Source organism: Nocardioides pinisoli (assembly GCF_024199985.1).
Taxonomy (GTDB): Bacteria; Actinomycetota; Actinomycetes; order Propionibacteriales; family Nocardioidaceae; genus Nocardioides; species Nocardioides pinisoli.
Window position 1 is genome coordinate 617,368 of the sequence record NZ_JANARS010000001.1, and the last position, 15,026, is coordinate 632,393.

Here is a 15,026-nt window from a genome sequence, read left to right on the forward strand (position 1 = left end):
GAAGGTCTCAGCCGAACTCGCCCGCGGCGTCGCTGAAGTGGCCGAGCTGGGTGAGCACGCCGTCGTCCACCCACGCCTCGATGATGCCGAGGTCCTCGACGATCATCCCCGCGCGCACGTGAAGCCGCTGGAACTCCTCGCTGGCCCTCATCGTGGCCAATCCCTGGGCCGGCCCCTTGATGAGGAAGAACCCTTGCATGTCCCCGCCATGGGGGTTGAGCAGGACGGGCTCGAAGCTCTCGATCGAGCCGTCCGCCACGCGTGCGCCGTAGTAGGTCACGGCGTCGTTGAACACGTCGAGCGCGCGCTTCTCGCGACCCCGCACGGTCTGGCCCCACCCGACGAACAGTGCTGCTTCGGACATCTGAGTCACCTCGTCCCTCCGACGGTCTGTGTGTCCCACCACGCTAGGCACGGAGGGGCGTCGAGGTCATCGCCCAACTGTGGCAACCGGTCACCGGTCGCGCCGGCGAGACCACCAGGTCTTCTTGCGCGGCGTCGGCCTGCTGGCCGCCAGGGCGGCGCGCTGCGCCTCGATCCGGGCCGTACGCCGCTCGCGCCAGGCCGCGACCTCGGCGTCGACGTCGCGGGTGGGGGTCACCACGGGCGGTCCGCCCTGCAGCTGCCGCCGGGTCTCGACGACCCGCTTGTTGAAGTCGTCGAGCTCGCGCCGGACCTCGCTCTCGGCGGTGATGTCGTCGAGCCGGGACTCGAGCTCGGCGTCCTCCTTGCGCAGGGCGATGGCCGGCGGCAGGAGGGCGATGTTCTCGCGCTCGACGAGCTTCTTGACCCACCAGTCCGGGTCGTGCTCGGCACCGAGGTCCTCGATCGGCTTGCCCTGACCGGGCAGGTCGTCGAACTCCCCGCGCTCCATCGCCTGGCGCACCTGCAGGTCGACCCACGTGGCCTGCTGCGCGATGCGGGCGGCTGCCGCCGAGCGCCCGGTGCGGTCGTCGCGCTCGGGCTCCTTGCGGACGGGCTCGGTGCCCGCGGTGTCGAAGTCGTCGTTCCGGTCTCTCTCCGGCATGCCCCCAGCCTACGTTCGGGGCCTGCGCCGGCTGCCCGCCCCGCCCACCCCGCCCGGCCCGCCCACCCCGCCCACCCCGCCAGGACCGTGACAGGCTGGGCGCATGGACCTCCCAGGCATCCCCGGACGGGCCGCCGGTGTCCAGCTCCACGTCACGTCCCTGCCGGGAGGCCGGCTCGGCGAGCCGGCGCGCGACTTCGTCCGGTGGCTGGCGAGCGCCGGCCAGTCGGTGTGGCAGGTGCTGCCCCTCGCCGTCCCCGACGTGCACGGGTCGCCGTACGCCTCCCCGTCGGCGTTCGCGGCCTGGCCGGGTCTGCTCGAGGATCCCGGGACGCCGGTGAGCGACGACGAGGTGGCGGCGTTCGCCGACGAGCACGCCTTCTGGGCCGGGTCCTGGGCCGCCCATGCCGGGGACCTCGCCGACCAGGTGCGCTTCGAGCGCGAGTGGGGCGCGCTCCGGTCGTTCGCCGCCGACCACGGCGTCCAGGTGTTGGGCGACGTCCCGATCTACGTCGCCGCGGGGAGCGCCGACGTGGTGACCTGGCCCGGGCTCTTCCGCGACGACGCCGTCGCGGGTGTGCCGCCCGACGCCTTCAGCGACACCGGGCAGCTGTGGGGCAACCCGCTCTACGACTGGGATGCGATGGCGGCCGACGGCTACCGGTGGTGGGTGGAGCGGCTGCGCCGCAGCCTGGCGCTCTACGACATGGTGCGCCTCGACCACTTCCGGGGCTTCGCGGCCTACTGGGCCGTCCCGGCCGGCCACGCGACCGCCGAGCGCGGCACCTGGGAGCCCGGACCCGGCCGCGCGCTCTTCGACGCCGCGACGGCCGAGCTGGGTCCGCTGCCGGCCGTCGCCGAGGACCTCGGCGTCATCGACGCCCCGGTCGAGGAGCTGCGCGACGCGCTGGGCTTCCCCGGGACGGCGGTGCTGCAGTTCGCCTTCGACCCCGCCGGCGAGGACCGCTCCCACGAGCCGGAGAACCTGCGCCGCAACCAGGTCGTCTACACCGGCACCCACGACAACGACACCGTCGTCGGCTGGTGGGACGAGCTGCCGGAGCAGCGGCGCGGCGAGGCGCAGCGCGCCTGGCGCGAGGCCGGCACCACCGACCCCGACCCGGCATGGGCGATGATCCGGCTCGCCCACGCGGCCCCCTGCCGGCTGGCCATGGTGCAGGCCCAGGACGTGCTCTCCCTCGGCTCCGAGGCGCGGATGAACACCCCCGGCACCGCGGCCACGTGGTCGTGGCGGCTCGAGCCGGGGTCGCTCACCGCCGACCTCGCGGCGCGTCTGCGCGAGGTGAGCGAGGAGTCCGGGCGCACGCCCGGGTGACTCGGGGTCGGACAAGGGTCGATCCCGATGGTCCGGCGCCCGGTGTCGGCGCATGCTGGAGGCATGGAAAAGATCCGTACGTCATTCGCTCGCCAGGGCCTGGTCCGCTCGACCGACCGGGCGATCATCGCCGGTGTCTGCGCCGGGGTCGGCCGCCGACTCGGCCTCACGCCGTGGGTGACCCGCCTGCTCTTCGTGGTGTCGATGATCGCGCTGCCGGGCAGCCAGATCCTCATCTACCCGCTGCTGTGGTTCCTCATGCCGTCCGAGGACAGCATCGAGGCCGCCGCGGCCCGCGGGGCGTTCCCGACGCGCTGACCGGCGCACGGCCGGCTGTCGGTGCGCGGTGCGAGGGTGACCGCATGACCGACGTGTGGGAGCTGGTGCACCGCGAGCGCAGGGCGCTCATCGACGACCTGGCCGGGCTCACGCCCGACCAGTGGGACGTGCCGTCGCTGTGCGGCGGCTGGACGGTGCACGACGTGGCCGCCCACCTCGTCGACAACGCCCGCACCACGAGGCTCGGCATCGTGGTCGCCATGGTGCGCGCCCGCTTCGACTTCGACCGGCAGAACGATGCCGGCGTCGCGCGCGAGAAGGGCCCGACCCCGGCCGACACGCTCGACCGGCTGCGCGCGGTCGCGGGTCGGCGTACGACCCCTCCGGCGCCGCTCGACAGCCGGCTCGTCGAGGAGGTCGTGCACGGTGAGGACGTCCGACGCCCGCTCGGGATCCGGCGCGCCTACCCGGCCGAGACGATCGTGCGGGCGCTGGCCTACCAGGCGAGGACGCCGATGGCCGTCGGCGGCGGCAAGCAGCGCATCGCCGGGCTGAGGATCGCGGCCGACGACGCGGACGTCGTCATCGGTGACGGTCTCGACGTCTCGGGGCCGGCGCTCTCGCTGCTGATGGTCGTCTCGGGCCGGGGTGAGGCTCTCGGCGACCTGACCGGACCCGGGCTGGACCGGCTCGAAAGAGCGCTCACGAGCTGACCGCGGGCGCCGCCGGAGCCGGAGACCAGCGGTGGCGCGACGACCGCCGACGGGCGCACACTGGCGAGGTGGTGCGGACCGAGCCGATCGACAAGTGGGTCCGGGGCCGCCTCGCCGGCGAGGTGGTCGTCGAGTCCCGCGAGCCCCTGCTCGTCTGGCAGGGCGCCTTCCCTCCGGTCTACGCCTTCCGTCGTGACGAGGTCGCCGAGGAGGTGCTCTCGCCCGCCGAGCCGCCGGTCCGCGACGGCTTCTCCTTCTTCGCCCCGCAGGCCCCGGTCGCGCAGTGGTACGACGTCACCGCGGGCGACGTGGTCCTCCGCGCGGCCGCCTGGACCCTGGCCGACGACGCCGTCGACGATCGGGTGGTGCTCACCTGGGAGCCGGGCCTGCTGGCGTGGACCGAGGAGGACGAACCGGTCACTGGCCACCCCCGCGACCCGCACAAGCGCGTCGAGGCACTGCCGAGCTCACGGCACGTCGAGGTGGCCGTCGACGGCGTACGGCTGGCCAGCAGCGACCGTCCGGTGCTGCTCTTCGAGACCGACCTGCCCACCCGCTTCTACCTGCCGCCCGACGACGTGCGGCTCGACCTGCTGGAACGGACCGACAACGTCTCGTTCTGCCCCTACAAGGGTCGTGCCGACGGCTACTGGAGCTGGCCGGGCCCGCCTGCCCTCGCCAACGTCGCGTGGTCCTACTCCTCGCCGGCGCCGGCGGTGGGTGCCGTGGCCGGCCGGGTGGCGTTCTACAACGAGCTGGTCGACCTCACCGTCGACGGGGTCCGCCTGGAGCGACCCGAGTCGCCCTTCAGCTCCCGCGAGCAGCGCCCCGGCGCCGACGCCTGACCGCGGCCGGTCAGCCGGGGATCGCCGAGCTCGTCGGCCGGTCGCTGAAGGCGTGCTTCGGTGCGGCGAGGAGGGCGGCCGCCGCCAGGAAGGACGCGCCGGCGCAGACGGCCCACACCGTCAGGTAGCCGCCGAACGGCGCCACCTGCTCCGACGTGGCGTCGAGCGAGCCGGTCGCGGTCAGCGCGATCGCGAAGACCGCCGACGCGATCGCGCCGCCCACGGTCTTGGTGCCGTTGGTCATGCCGGTCGCGATGCCGGTGCGCTCGGGAGGAGCCGCGGCAGCGGCCGCGGCGGGGAGCGCGGCGACCAGGGCACCGGACCCGAGACCGGCGATCCCCATGTTGACCAGGGCCTGCCACGTCTCGGAGTTGAAGGGCAGCCACAGCAGGTAGCCCAGGCCGACGAGGCAGCACGCGACGACCAGCGCACGTCGTACGCCTCCGAGCAGCCGGGTCGTCAGGGGGAGCGTGAACGCGCCGATCGCCAGCGTCACGACGTAGAGGCCGATCAGCGTGGAGATGAAGGCCGGCTCGGCACCGAGCCCGTAGCCGCGCTCGGCCGGGTCGGCCTGGGCGTAGGTGGACAGCGGGATCTGTCCGCCCAGCACCGGGATGCCGAAGAGGAAGGCGGTGACCTGGACGGGCCACTGCGCCGGGCTGGACAGCAGGCGGACGTCGACGATGGGCTCGGGGTGCTGCAGCTCGAAGCGCCAGAACGCGGCGAACACGGCGACGGACAGCGCGATCGTCCCCCAGCCGAGCAGGGAGCCGGCGCCGTCCAGGCGCAGCCACACCAGGCCGCCCATCAGCACGCCCAGGGCGACGGTGACCAGCGCCAGCCCGGTCCAGTCGATGCCGCCCGTGTCGTCGCCGGGCGCCTGCTCGATGCCGAAGAGGATGACGAAGAACACCGCTGTCACCACGACGGCGGGCAGGGCGAGGAGGAGGTTCATGTCGAGGGTGTCGACCAGCAGGCCGCTGCTGAGCGCGCCCACGATCACGGCCAGCTCGAGCGAGCCGACGAGGATCGCGGCCCCGCGCCGGGTGAGCAGCTCCTGGCGGCCCGACCGGCGCGTGCGGCGGTGGATGATCGCGATCTCCAGCGGCAGCCAGACGACGTACGCGCCCTGGATCGCCCAGCCCACGAGGAAGGTCGTGAAGGTCGGGGCGAACGCCAGCCACCACGAGCCGAGCGCGGTCACGGCGGTCGACACGAGCAGGACCCGCTTGTGCCCGGACAGGTCCCCGAGGCGCGCGAGCAGCGGGATGCAGAGGGCGCTCACGATCAGCTGCGCGGCCTCGAACCAGTTGACGTCGCCCTCGCTGATCGACAGGTGCTCGGCGATCTGCGGGTAGATCGGCGTGTAGTAGCCCTGCAGGATCCCGCTGGCGACCTCCACCAGCACCAGGAAGCCGACGACCGCGGCGAGACCCGTCACGGCCTCCGGCGCCTTCGAGGAGGCCGTGCTCAGCGGGTTGCTCATCGGGGGAGCCTCTCGATCAGGAGCGCATACCAACGGGCGCCGGCGACGAGGTCGGCGACGCCGATGTGCTCGTCGTAGGAGTGGATCGCCTCGCGCTGGGCCTTGGTCATCCGGAAGGGGGCGAAGCGGTAGACGTGCTCGCTGATCGCGGTGAAGTGCCGCGAGTCGGTCGCGGCCATCATCACGTAGGGTGTCGCGACCGCGTCGGGGAAGACCTCGCCGATGCAACCCTCGACGAGCTCGAAGGCCTCGTCCATGGGGGAGACCGGCGAGGGCTCGCCGGACTCGACGACGTCGATGCGGATCGAGTCGTCGTCGACGGCCCTCCTGATGTGCTCCACGACGCCGGCGACGGTGTCGCCGACCATGACCCGGACGTTGAGCCCGGCCTTGGCGGTCGAGGCGATGACGTTGAGGGCCGGGGAGCCGCTGAGGGTGGTGACGGCGACCGTCGTACGCGTCATGGCCGCGGCCTCCGGGCCGGCGGCGCGCAGCGCCCGGGTCAGCACCGGCGCCAGCCGGTCGGCACGCCCGAGCAGGGGGCGCAGCGGCAGCGGCACGTGCGGCGTCAGGCGGCGCAGCAGCTCCAGGGTGGGGGCCGGTGCGGACGCCGGGAACGGCGACCTCTCGATCCGCAGGATCGCCCGGGCGATGCGTGCGGTCGGGCCGTTCCTCGCGGGCGTCGAGGCGTGCCCGCCGCGACCCTCCGCGACGAGCTCGAGGGAGGTGGTGCCCTTCTCGGTGACGCCGATGACGCCGAGCGGCGCCTTCACGCCCGGGAAGGCGCCGGCCGCGATCGCGCCGCCCTCGTCGAGCACCAGCCACGGCGTGACGCCGCGCCCGCGCAGCACCTCGACGGCCTCGACCGCGGCGGTGCCGCCGACCTCCTCGTCGCAGCCGAACGACAGCCACACGTCCTGCGCCGGGACGTGCCCGGCCTCGAGCAGCGACTCGACGGCCTCGCAGATCGCGGCGACGCACCCCTTGTCGTCGAGCGTGCCCCGACCCCAGATCGCCGGGCCGGTGGGGGAGTCGTGGATCTCGCCGCCGAAGGGGTCGTGCTGCCAGGGCGCGTCGCCGTCGACGGGTACGACGTCGAGGTGCGCCATCAGCACGACCGGTCGCTCAGCGCTCGCGCCGGACCAGTGGAGGAGCAGGCCGTGCGTGCCGACGCGGACGAGGTCGAGGTGCTCGTGGAGCAGCGGGAACTGCGCGGCGAGCTCGGCCAGCAGCCGGTCGAAGGCCCCGGTGTCCACGCGCGCCGGGTCCCGGTCGGAGACGGTCGGGATGCGGACGAGGGCCTGGAGGGCGGCGACCACGCGGTCGGTCATGCGCAGAACCTAGCGTCGCCCGGCCGTCCACGAGGGTGCTCTGCGCCGACGGCTCACCAGCGCCCGCGGTGCACCACGTCCGCGCGCCGCTCGCGGCGTGCCGGCGAGCCCTTGGCGCCGGTGTCGGTCGCGCGGTGCCCGACGGTGATCGCGCCGACCGGGGCGTGGTCGTCGGGGACGCCGAACGCGTCCCGGAAGGACGCCAGGTGCTCCGCGGGGATGCCGAAGAAGCACGCGCCCAGGCCTTCGTCGACCGCCGTCTGCAGGACCAGCAGGGCGGCCATGCCGGCGTCGACCCACCAGTAGGGCACGGGCCACCGGTCCTCGCTGCGGTCGGTCCAGCCCTTGTCGTCCTCGGCGTAGCGGTCGAGGTAGGCGGCCTTCGACGTGAGCGGCACGATCACCACGGGCGCGGTCCGCATCCCGTCGAGCCAGGCGTTGCGGGCGTCGGGACCGGCGCCGGTGGCCACCCAGAAGCGGGCCACGTCGTCGGGGGTGTCGAGCACCAGGAACGCCCACCCCTGGGTGAACCCCGCGTTGGGCGCGCGCTGCGCGTGCTCGAGCATCCGGTCGACGACGGCAGGGTCGACCGGCCGGTCGGCGTAGCGGCGCACCATCCGCCGACGGCGTACGACCTCGCGGAACTCCATGGGCCCATCATGGTGGCCGCGCCCTTGCGCGGCCGACGTCTGGGATCCGAGACGACTTGCCGGGCGCGTGCGTTGACCCTGTCCGGCGATCCGGATGGACTGCACGCATGGCCCCGACGTCCGACTTCGAGCAGATGTGGAGCGACCTGGCACCGGTCGGGCGGTCGGCGTCCTCAGGTGGCTACTTCCGCCAACCCTGGACCACCGCCGAGGCCGAGCTGAGATCGTGGTTCGCCGAGCAGTGCGCCGCGCGGGGGCTGGTCGTCGAGACCGACGGCATCGGCAACCAGGTCGCCTGGTGGGGTGAGGGCGACCAGCCCGGCGTGCTCACCGGGTCGCACCTCGACTCCGTCCTCGACGGCGGTGCGTACGACGGCCCGCTGGGCGTGGTCTCTGCCCTGGCGGCCCTCGACGTGCTGCGGGACCGCGGCTTCGAGCCCGGCCGTCCTCTCGGGATCGGCGTCTTCGTGGAGGAGGAGGGCTCGCGCTTCGGCCGCGCCTGCCTGGGTTCCCGGCTGGTGACCGGGGCGACGACGTGGGAGCAGGCCAGGGAGCTGCGCGACCGCGACGGAGTCTTCCTCGCCGACGCGGTCAGCGACGCCGGGCTGGACCCGGACGCAGGCCTGCTGTCGCTGGACCGGGTGGGCACCTTCGTCGAGCTGCACGTCGAACAGGGCCGCGACCTCGTCGACCGCGACGTCGCCGTCGGCCTGGCCAGCGAGATCTGGCCGCACGGGCGGTGGCGCTTCGACTTCGCCGGGCAGGCCAACCACGCCGGCACGACGCGGATGGAGGACCGGCGCGACCCCATGCTGACCTACGCGATGACGGCACTGGCCGCCGACGAGCAGGCCCGGCTCGGCGGCCACCGGGCCACCTTCGGCCGCATCTCCGTCCAGCCCAACGGCACCAACGCCGTCCCCTCGCTCGTCACGGCCTGGCTCGACGCCCGCGCATCCTCCGACGACGCCCTGGCCGCCATGGTCGGGGCGATCGGTCGCCAGGCGCACGACCGCGCCGACCGCGACGGCACGTCGCTCGACGTCAGCGCGGAGTCGGTCTCCGGAGCGGTGGCCTTCGACCCCGACCTGGCCGCGCGCCTCGCCGGCCTCGGCGACTGGCCGGTCATCCCCACCCAGGCCGGCCACGACGCCGGGATCCTCTCCGAGGCCGGCATCCCCACCGCGATGGTCTTCGTCCGCAACCCCACCGGGGTGTCCCACTCGCCCGACGAGCACGCCGAGACCGCCGACTGCCTGGCCGGCGTCACGGCGCTCGCCGACGTGCTGGCCGAGCTCGCCGGGACGCCCGCGTGAGCACCCCACGACGTTCTCGTCCCCCGCAACGCTTCACCCCACAGCCTCCTGGTTCCCCCGCTGCGCTCCTCCACCACGAGCCTGCGGGGACCCCGAAGCGCTCCTCCCGACAACGCCGCAGGGACCCCGCGTGACGGCGTACCTCCTCGAGCGCGCCTGGGTCGGCGACCGCTTCCTCGACGACGTGCTCGTCGAGGTCGAGGCCGGTCGCTTCACCTCCGTCACGCCCGACGCCGACCCGCCGCGCGCGATCCCGGTCCGCGGCCTCGTCGTGCCCGGCCTCGCCAACACCCACAGCCACGCCTTCCACCGCGCGCTGCGCGGGCGCACCCAGCGCGAGCGCGGCACCTTCTGGACCTGGCGCGACCAGATGTACGCCGTCGCCGCGCGGCTCGACCCGGACACCTACCTGGCCCTCGCGCGCGCGACCTACCGCGAGATGGCCGCCGCCGGGATCACGTGCGTCGGGGAGTTCCACTACCTCCACCACCAGCCCGACGGGACGCCCTACGCCGACCCCAACGAGATGGGCGAGGCGCTCGTGCACGCGGCCCGCGAGGCGGGCATCCGGGTGACGCTCCTCGACACGCTCTACCTCTCCTCCGGCTTCGGCGCGCCGCCCGAGGGCGCGCAAGTGCGCTACAGCGACGGCAGCGTCGAGGCGTGGGCGGAGCGGGTCGACGCCCTCGCGCTGGGCGGGCACGCTCGCCTCGGCGCGGCGGTGCACTCCGTGCGAGCAGTGCCGCGCGACGCCCTCGACGCGGTCGCCGAGCGGGTCGGCGAGCGCCCCTTCCACGTGCACCTCTCCGAGCAGGTCGGCGAGAACGCCGCCTGCCTCGAGGCGTACGGCGCCACCCCGGCGCGGCTGCTCGCCGACCACGGCCTCCTCGGGCCGACGTCGACGCTGGTCCACGCCACCCACCTGACCGACGACGACATCGAGCTGATCGGGGGAGCGCAGGCCCACGCGAGCTTCTGCCCGACCACCGAGCGCGACCTCGGCGACGGCATCGGCCCGAGCCGACGGCTCCACGACGCCGGCACCCGGCTGACCCTCGGCTCGGACAGCCACGCTGTGATCGACCCCTTCGAGGAGATGCGCGCCCTCGAGCTCGACGAGCGGCTGGCCACCCAGCAGCGCGGCCACTGGACCGCGGCCGAGCTGCTGACGGCGGCCACGACCGACGGCCACGCGTCGCTGGGCTGGGACGACGCCGGGGCGATCGCCGTCGGGCAGCGCGCCGACCTCGTCGTCCTCGACCCCGCGAGCGCGCGCACCGCCGGGACGGGGCGCGACGACACCACCGTCGTCTTCGCCGCGGCCGCGGAGGACGTGCGCCGCGTCATGGCCGACGGGCGCTGGATCGTCGAGGACGGCGACCGGGCCGCGACCGGCCGCGAGCTCGACGACGTGATCACCGGCATCTGGGAGGACCTCGCATGAGCACCACGTTGATCACCGGCATCGGCGAGCTCGTCACCAACGACCCCGCCCGTGCCGAGGGCGGAGGCCTCCTCGGCCTCGTGCACGACGCCGCCGTCGTCGTCGAGGGCAGCCGGGTCGCCTGGATCGGCCGCGCCGTGGACGCCCCCGCCGCCGACGTGCAGGTCGACGCCGGCGGTCGCGCGGTCGTCCCGGGCTTCGTCGACTCCCACAGCCACCTCGTCTTCGCCGGGGACCGGTCCGCCGAGTTCGAGGCACGGATGACCGGCGAGCCCTACACGGCCGGCGGCATCCGCACCACGGTCGCCGCGACCCGCGCCGCCACCGACGAGCAGCTCACCTCTCACGTCGCCCGGCTCGTCGCCGAGATGCGGGCCCAGGGCACCACCTCCGTCGAGATCAAGAGCGGCTACGGGTTGTCGGTCCACGACGAGGCCCGCAGCCTCGCTGTCGCCCGCCAGTTCACCGACGACACGACCTTCCTCGGCGCCCACGTCGTCCCGGCCGGCACCACCCCCGAGGACTACGTCGACCTGGTCACCGGCCCCATGCTCGCGGCCGCGGCACCGCACGCCCGGTGGATCGACGTCTTCTGCGAGGACGGCGCCTTCGACGTCGACCAGGCACGCACCATCCTCGCGACGGGGTCCGACAGCGGCCTGCGCGGACGCCTCCACGCCAACCAGCTGACGTACGGCGGCGGGGTCCGGCTCGCCTGCGAGCTCGGGCTCGTCGCGGTCGACCACTGCACCTTCCTCAGCGACGACGACGTCTCGGCCCTCGCGTCGAGCGGCACGATCGCGACGTTGCTGCCGGGCGTGGAGTTCTCCACCCGACAGCCCTACCCCGACGCCCGCCGGCTCCTCGACGCCGGCGTCCGCATCGCGCTCGCCAGCGACTGCAACCCGGGCTCGTGCTTCACCTCGTCGATGGCGCTGTGCATCGCGCTGGCCGTCCGCGAGATGCGGATGAGCCCCGCCGAGGCCCTGCACGCCGCCACCGCCATGGGCGCGGCCGCCCTCGACCGGGACGACGTCGGGGTGCTCGCCCCCGGCAAGGTCGCCGACCTGGTCCTCCTCGACGCCCCGTCCCACGTCCACCTCGCCTACCGCCCCGGGGTCCCGCTCGTCGCCGGGGTCTGGCAGTCCGGCCGCCCGGTCGTCGCGCGGTAGTCCACCGGGAAACGGTTGTGGGAACGGCCGCCGACGACCGTCTGCCCGTGGACCACCCCCGCTGCCCCCCCAGCGCTGACGCCGACCCGGTGGGCCGACAGCTACCTCAGGCGGGTGTCGTACGCCGCAGGGGACCGCGTCTGAGGTAGCCCGAGCCCTGCGAATAGGGCACGCGCCCGACGTCCCGGCCTACCTCACGGACGCACGCTCTTCTCACGGTCCGACACCGGGCCGACGGAGAAGGAGAAGGACATGTACAACACCGACAGCTTCCTGGGCGCCGAGATCAGCTACCGACAGGACAGGATCCGGAAGGACTACGGGCACCGCCGCTGGACCCGGGTCCGCACCGACGACACCCAGAAGTGACCCGCACCGCGATCGACCCGCACGTGTCGGACCGACAGGACACAATCCATGACGGACCGACAACGTCGGACCGACAGGACACAATGTCGTCCGTGCCGGCCCTGCGGACCACCGATCTCATCGGACGCGATGCCGAGCTGGAGCAACTGACCGCCCAGCTCGGCATTCGCACGTCCGGGGAGCGGTCCGCCGAGCCGGCCGCCGCCCGCGCGGTCCTCGTCGGCGGTGACGCGGGCGTGGGCAAGACCCGCCTGCTGATGGCCCTGTGCGACGCCGCGCTCGAGGCCGACTGGCAGGTCGTCGCCGGCCACTGCCTCGACCTCGCCGACAGCTCCCTGCCCTACCTCCCCTTCTCCGAGATCCTCGGCCGCCTCATGGCCGACCTCCCCGACGTCACCGGCCGCGTGCTCGAGGTGCACCCCACCCTCGCCCGCCTCCAGCCGGGCCGTCGGATCCGCAGCAGCGAGACCGCGTCGGGCGACCAGGCCCTTGACCGCGGCAACGTCTACGACGCCCTCGCCCACCTCCTCGCCGCCGTCGCCGAGCGTGCACCGGTCCTCGTCGTGGTCGAGGACGCCCACTGGGCCGACGAGTCGACCCGCGACATGCTGAGCTTCCTCTTCTCCCGCCCCGTGCCCGGCGTCGCGCTCGTGGTGTCCTACCGCGCCGACGACCTCCACCGGCGCCACCCGCTGCGCCGTCAGGTCGCGGAGTGGATGCGCCTGCGCGGTGTCGACCGGCTCCAGGTCGAGCCGCTCGACGACGACGCCGTACGCCGCCTCGTCCGCGCGCTCCACCCCTCGACGCTGTCCGAGGCCGAGTACGTCTCGATCGTCGACCGCGCCGAGGGCAACCCGTTCTTCATCGAGGAGCTCGTCGGGGCCGCGTGGTCCGGCCAGGTCCCCGGCGAGCTCGCCGACGTGCTGCTGGTCCACCTCGACCGCCTCGACGAGACGACCCGCCGCGTCGTGCAGCTGGTCTCGGTCGCGGGCCGCCAGGTCAGCCACGGCCTCCTGTCCGCCGTCTCCGACCTGGGCTCCGCCGAGCTCGAGGGCGCGCTGCGCAACGCCGTCGACGCGCACGTCCTCGTTGCCTCGCGAGGTGACACCTACGCCTTCCGCCACGCGCTGCTGGGCGAGGCGGTCTACGACGACCTGCTGCCCGGCGAGCGGATGCGGCTGCACGCCGACTTCGTCGCGGCCCTGGGGGAGGGCCGCGCCATCGGTACGGCGGCCGAGCTCGCGCAGCACGCCCGCCGGGCCGGCGACCGTCCGGTCGCCATCCGCGCGTCCGTCGAGGCGGGCGAGGAGGCGCTGGCCGTCGGCGGCCCTGCCGAGGCGGCCACCCACTTCCTCGACGCGCTCGAGCTGGTCGACACCGCTCGCGAGCCGGTGCCCGACGTGGACGCCTTCGCCCTGGCCCGTCGCTGCGCCGAGGCGCTGGTCGCCTCCGGCCGGGTGCCGAAGGCGGTCAAGGTGCTGCGCGCACGTCTCGCCGCCCTGCCGGCCGACGGCGCGGCCGTCGACCGCGGCCAGCTGCTCACGGCGCTCGCGTCGGCCCTCCTGCTCACCGACACCACCGACTCGCCCCGCGAGATCGCGGCGGAGGCCGTCGAGCTGCTGCGCGGCGGCCCGCCCAAGCTGCTCGCCAGGGCGCTGCTGGTGCACGCGCAGAGCCTGGGCGAGTGGCACGCCGACGAGGCGCGGAGCCTCGCGCTGCAGGCGCTGGAGCTGGCCGAGCGCAACGACCTCACCAGCCTGGCCGTCGAGCTCCACGCCACCGTCGCCGGGCTCGACCCGGCCGGCGGCACCAGCCCCAGCGTCGGGTGGCGGGCGGCAGCCGAGCGGGCCCGACGCGCCGGGCTGATCGAGCCCGAGCTGCGCGCGCTCTACCTCCTCGGCCGCCACCACCACGACGAGGGCGACCTCGACACCGCCGTGGCGGTCTACCGCGAGGTCATCGCGCGCAGCGAGGTCGGCGGGCTCATCTGGTCGCCCTACCCCGCCGAGGCGCGGCTGTTGATGGCGGTCGCGCTCACCCACCAGGGACTCCTCGACGAGGCGTGGGCCCTCCTCGACGTCAGCGGGCAGAACCCGCCCATGGTCTTCGAATGGCTCTACTTCGCCCACCAGATGCTCATCACGATCGGCATCCGGGGTCGGCGCAAGGAAGCAGCCCTCGAGCGCCTGCGTGACTACTGGAGCACCGACGGCCTGACCGCCATCTCGTCCGGTGGCGCCGAGATCATGCGCGCCGCGGCGGCCGGCGACGCCACCCTCGCCCTGTCGGTCTACGACGACGTCGTCGACGCAGTCGTCCCGGTCTGGCACGAGTGGTTCCAGGCGCGGCTGCGCCTCGCGACCCTCACCCTCGCCGCCTTCGCCGCGGCCGCCCCCCGACAGTCGGCCGACGAGCGGGAGTCGGCGGCGCACGACGTCGAACGGCTGATGGCCGACGGCGCCCGGGTGATCGACTTCTACGCCCCCTACGACGGCAGCCACGGCCCGGAGTACCGCATGTGGGTGGCCCGTCGCACCGCCGAGCACCTCCGGTGGCGCTGGCTCGCGCAGGTCGACCCGCCCACCGCCGACGAGCTCGTCGCAGCCTGGCGTGAGGCCGAGGAGACCGCCGTCGCCTACGGCAGCGTCCCGGAGGTCGCCCAGACCCGGGTGCGGCTGGCCGGCGTGCTGCGCGCGGTCGGCGACGCCGCAGGCGCCAGGACCGTCGCCGACCAGGCGCGCGAGGCCGCCCGGGCCCTCGGCGCGCAGCCCATGCTCGACGAGCTCACCGCCCAGGGGTCGGCCCCGGCGCCCGCCACCTCCGCCCACACGGCGACGCTGACCCCGCGCGAGGCCGAGATCCTCGCCCTCGTCGCCGAGGGCAGGTCCAACGGCGAGATCGGCAAGCAGCTGTTCATCAGCACCAAGACCGTGTCGGTCCACGTCTCCAACATCCTCGCCAAGCTCGACGCCGCCTCGCGCACCGAGGCTGCCGCGGTCGCGCGCCGGCGGGGCCTGCTCTGACTCCCGGTCGGGGACGGGGTGGGACCGGTCGGTCA

13 protein-coding genes are annotated in these 15,026 nt (G+C 74.3%); 8 read left to right on the top strand and 5 right to left on the bottom strand.

Annotated elements, in window-relative coordinates:
• Nucleotides 1–7 precede the first annotated feature (7 nt).
• Together NCI01_RS02930 and NCI01_RS02935 are read right to left on the bottom strand one after the other, a co-directional pair.
• The gene (locus tag NCI01_RS02930; protein ID WP_254179968.1) at nucleotides 8–364 is read right to left on the bottom strand and encodes a hypothetical protein; all 357 of its coding nucleotides are present in this window, start codon (nucleotides 362–364) and stop codon (nucleotides 8–10) included.
• Nucleotides 365–454: 90 nt separating this feature from the next.
• Complete coding sequence (locus tag NCI01_RS02935) at nucleotides 455–1,027, bottom strand: DnaJ family domain-containing protein (protein ID WP_254179969.1); 573 nt, start codon at nucleotides 1,025–1,027, stop codon at nucleotides 455–457.
• A gap of 103 nt (nucleotides 1,028–1,130) precedes the next feature.
• Here NCI01_RS02935 and NCI01_RS02940 point away from each other — a divergent pair, with 103 nt between their 5' ends.
• From NCI01_RS02940 to NCI01_RS02955, 4 genes are all read left to right on the top strand, one after another.
• Nucleotides 1,131–2,363 carry a 4-alpha-glucanotransferase gene (locus NCI01_RS02940; RefSeq protein ID WP_254179970.1) on the top strand — a complete coding sequence of 411 codons (1,233 nt, stop codon included), beginning with the start codon at nucleotides 1,131–1,133 and terminating at the stop codon, nucleotides 2,361–2,363.
• A gap of 63 nt (nucleotides 2,364–2,426) precedes the next feature.
• On the top strand, nucleotides 2,427–2,681 hold the full coding sequence (locus NCI01_RS02945) for a PspC domain-containing protein (RefSeq protein WP_254179971.1): 255 nt from the start codon (nucleotides 2,427–2,429) through the stop codon (nucleotides 2,679–2,681).
• 44 nt (nucleotides 2,682–2,725) lie between these two features.
• On the top strand, nucleotides 2,726–3,355 hold the full coding sequence (locus NCI01_RS02950; RefSeq protein WP_254179972.1) for a maleylpyruvate isomerase family mycothiol-dependent enzyme: 630 nt from the start codon (nucleotides 2,726–2,728) through the stop codon (nucleotides 3,353–3,355).
• A gap of 68 nt (nucleotides 3,356–3,423) precedes the next feature.
• On the top strand, nucleotides 3,424–4,200 hold the full coding sequence (locus tag NCI01_RS02955) for a DUF427 domain-containing protein (RefSeq protein WP_254179973.1): 777 nt from the start codon (nucleotides 3,424–3,426) through the stop codon (nucleotides 4,198–4,200).
• Between the two features lie 10 nt (nucleotides 4,201–4,210).
• On the opposite strand, the gene NCI01_RS02960 is transcribed toward NCI01_RS02955, so the two are convergent.
• Genes NCI01_RS02960 through NCI01_RS02970 form a run of 3 tightly spaced genes read right to left on the bottom strand, consistent with a single transcriptional unit; the run spans nucleotide 4,211 to nucleotide 7,667 of the window.
• Nucleotides 4,211–5,686, bottom strand: coding sequence for an MFS transporter (locus NCI01_RS02960; RefSeq protein ID WP_254179974.1), 1,476 nt, complete (start codon nucleotides 5,684–5,686; stop codon nucleotides 4,211–4,213).
• Nucleotides 5,683–7,017: a M20/M25/M40 family metallo-hydrolase gene (locus NCI01_RS02965; RefSeq protein ID WP_254179975.1), complete on the bottom strand. Its 1,335-nt coding sequence runs from the start codon at nucleotides 7,015–7,017 to the stop codon at nucleotides 5,683–5,685. The genes NCI01_RS02960 and NCI01_RS02965 overlap by 4 nt, the downstream gene beginning before the upstream one ends.
• Before the next feature lie 53 nt (nucleotides 7,018–7,070).
• Complete coding sequence (locus tag NCI01_RS02970) at nucleotides 7,071–7,667, bottom strand: nitroreductase family protein (RefSeq protein WP_254179976.1); 597 nt, start codon at nucleotides 7,665–7,667, stop codon at nucleotides 7,071–7,073.
• Nucleotides 7,668–7,774: 107 nt separating this feature from the next.
• On the opposite strand from NCI01_RS02970, the gene NCI01_RS02975 reads away from it, so the two are divergent.
• The 4 genes from NCI01_RS02975 to NCI01_RS21980 all read left to right on the top strand — a co-directional run bounded on the left by NCI01_RS02975 (nucleotide 7,775) and on the right by NCI01_RS21980 (nucleotide 14,991).
• Nucleotides 7,775–8,983: an allantoate amidohydrolase gene (locus tag NCI01_RS02975; RefSeq protein WP_254179977.1), complete on the top strand. Its 1,209-nt coding sequence runs from the start codon at nucleotides 7,775–7,777 to the stop codon at nucleotides 8,981–8,983.
• Between the two features lie 130 nt (nucleotides 8,984–9,113).
• The gene (locus NCI01_RS02980) at nucleotides 9,114–10,427 is read left to right on the top strand and encodes a formimidoylglutamate deiminase (RefSeq protein ID WP_254179978.1); all 1,314 of its coding nucleotides are present in this window, start codon (nucleotides 9,114–9,116) and stop codon (nucleotides 10,425–10,427) included.
• Nucleotides 10,424–11,599 (top strand): imidazolonepropionase, encoded by a 1,176-nt coding sequence (gene hutI, locus NCI01_RS02985; protein ID WP_254179979.1) that lies wholly within the window; start codon nucleotides 10,424–10,426, stop codon nucleotides 11,597–11,599. The genes NCI01_RS02980 and hutI overlap by 4 nt, the downstream gene beginning before the upstream one ends.
• A 461-nt stretch (nucleotides 11,600–12,060) precedes the next feature.
• A complete protein-coding gene (locus NCI01_RS21980; protein WP_308213184.1) occupies nucleotides 12,061–14,991 on the top strand; it encodes a helix-turn-helix transcriptional regulator in 2,931 nt (976 codons plus the stop codon).
• The last annotated feature ends 35 nt before the right edge of the window (nucleotides 14,992–15,026 follow it).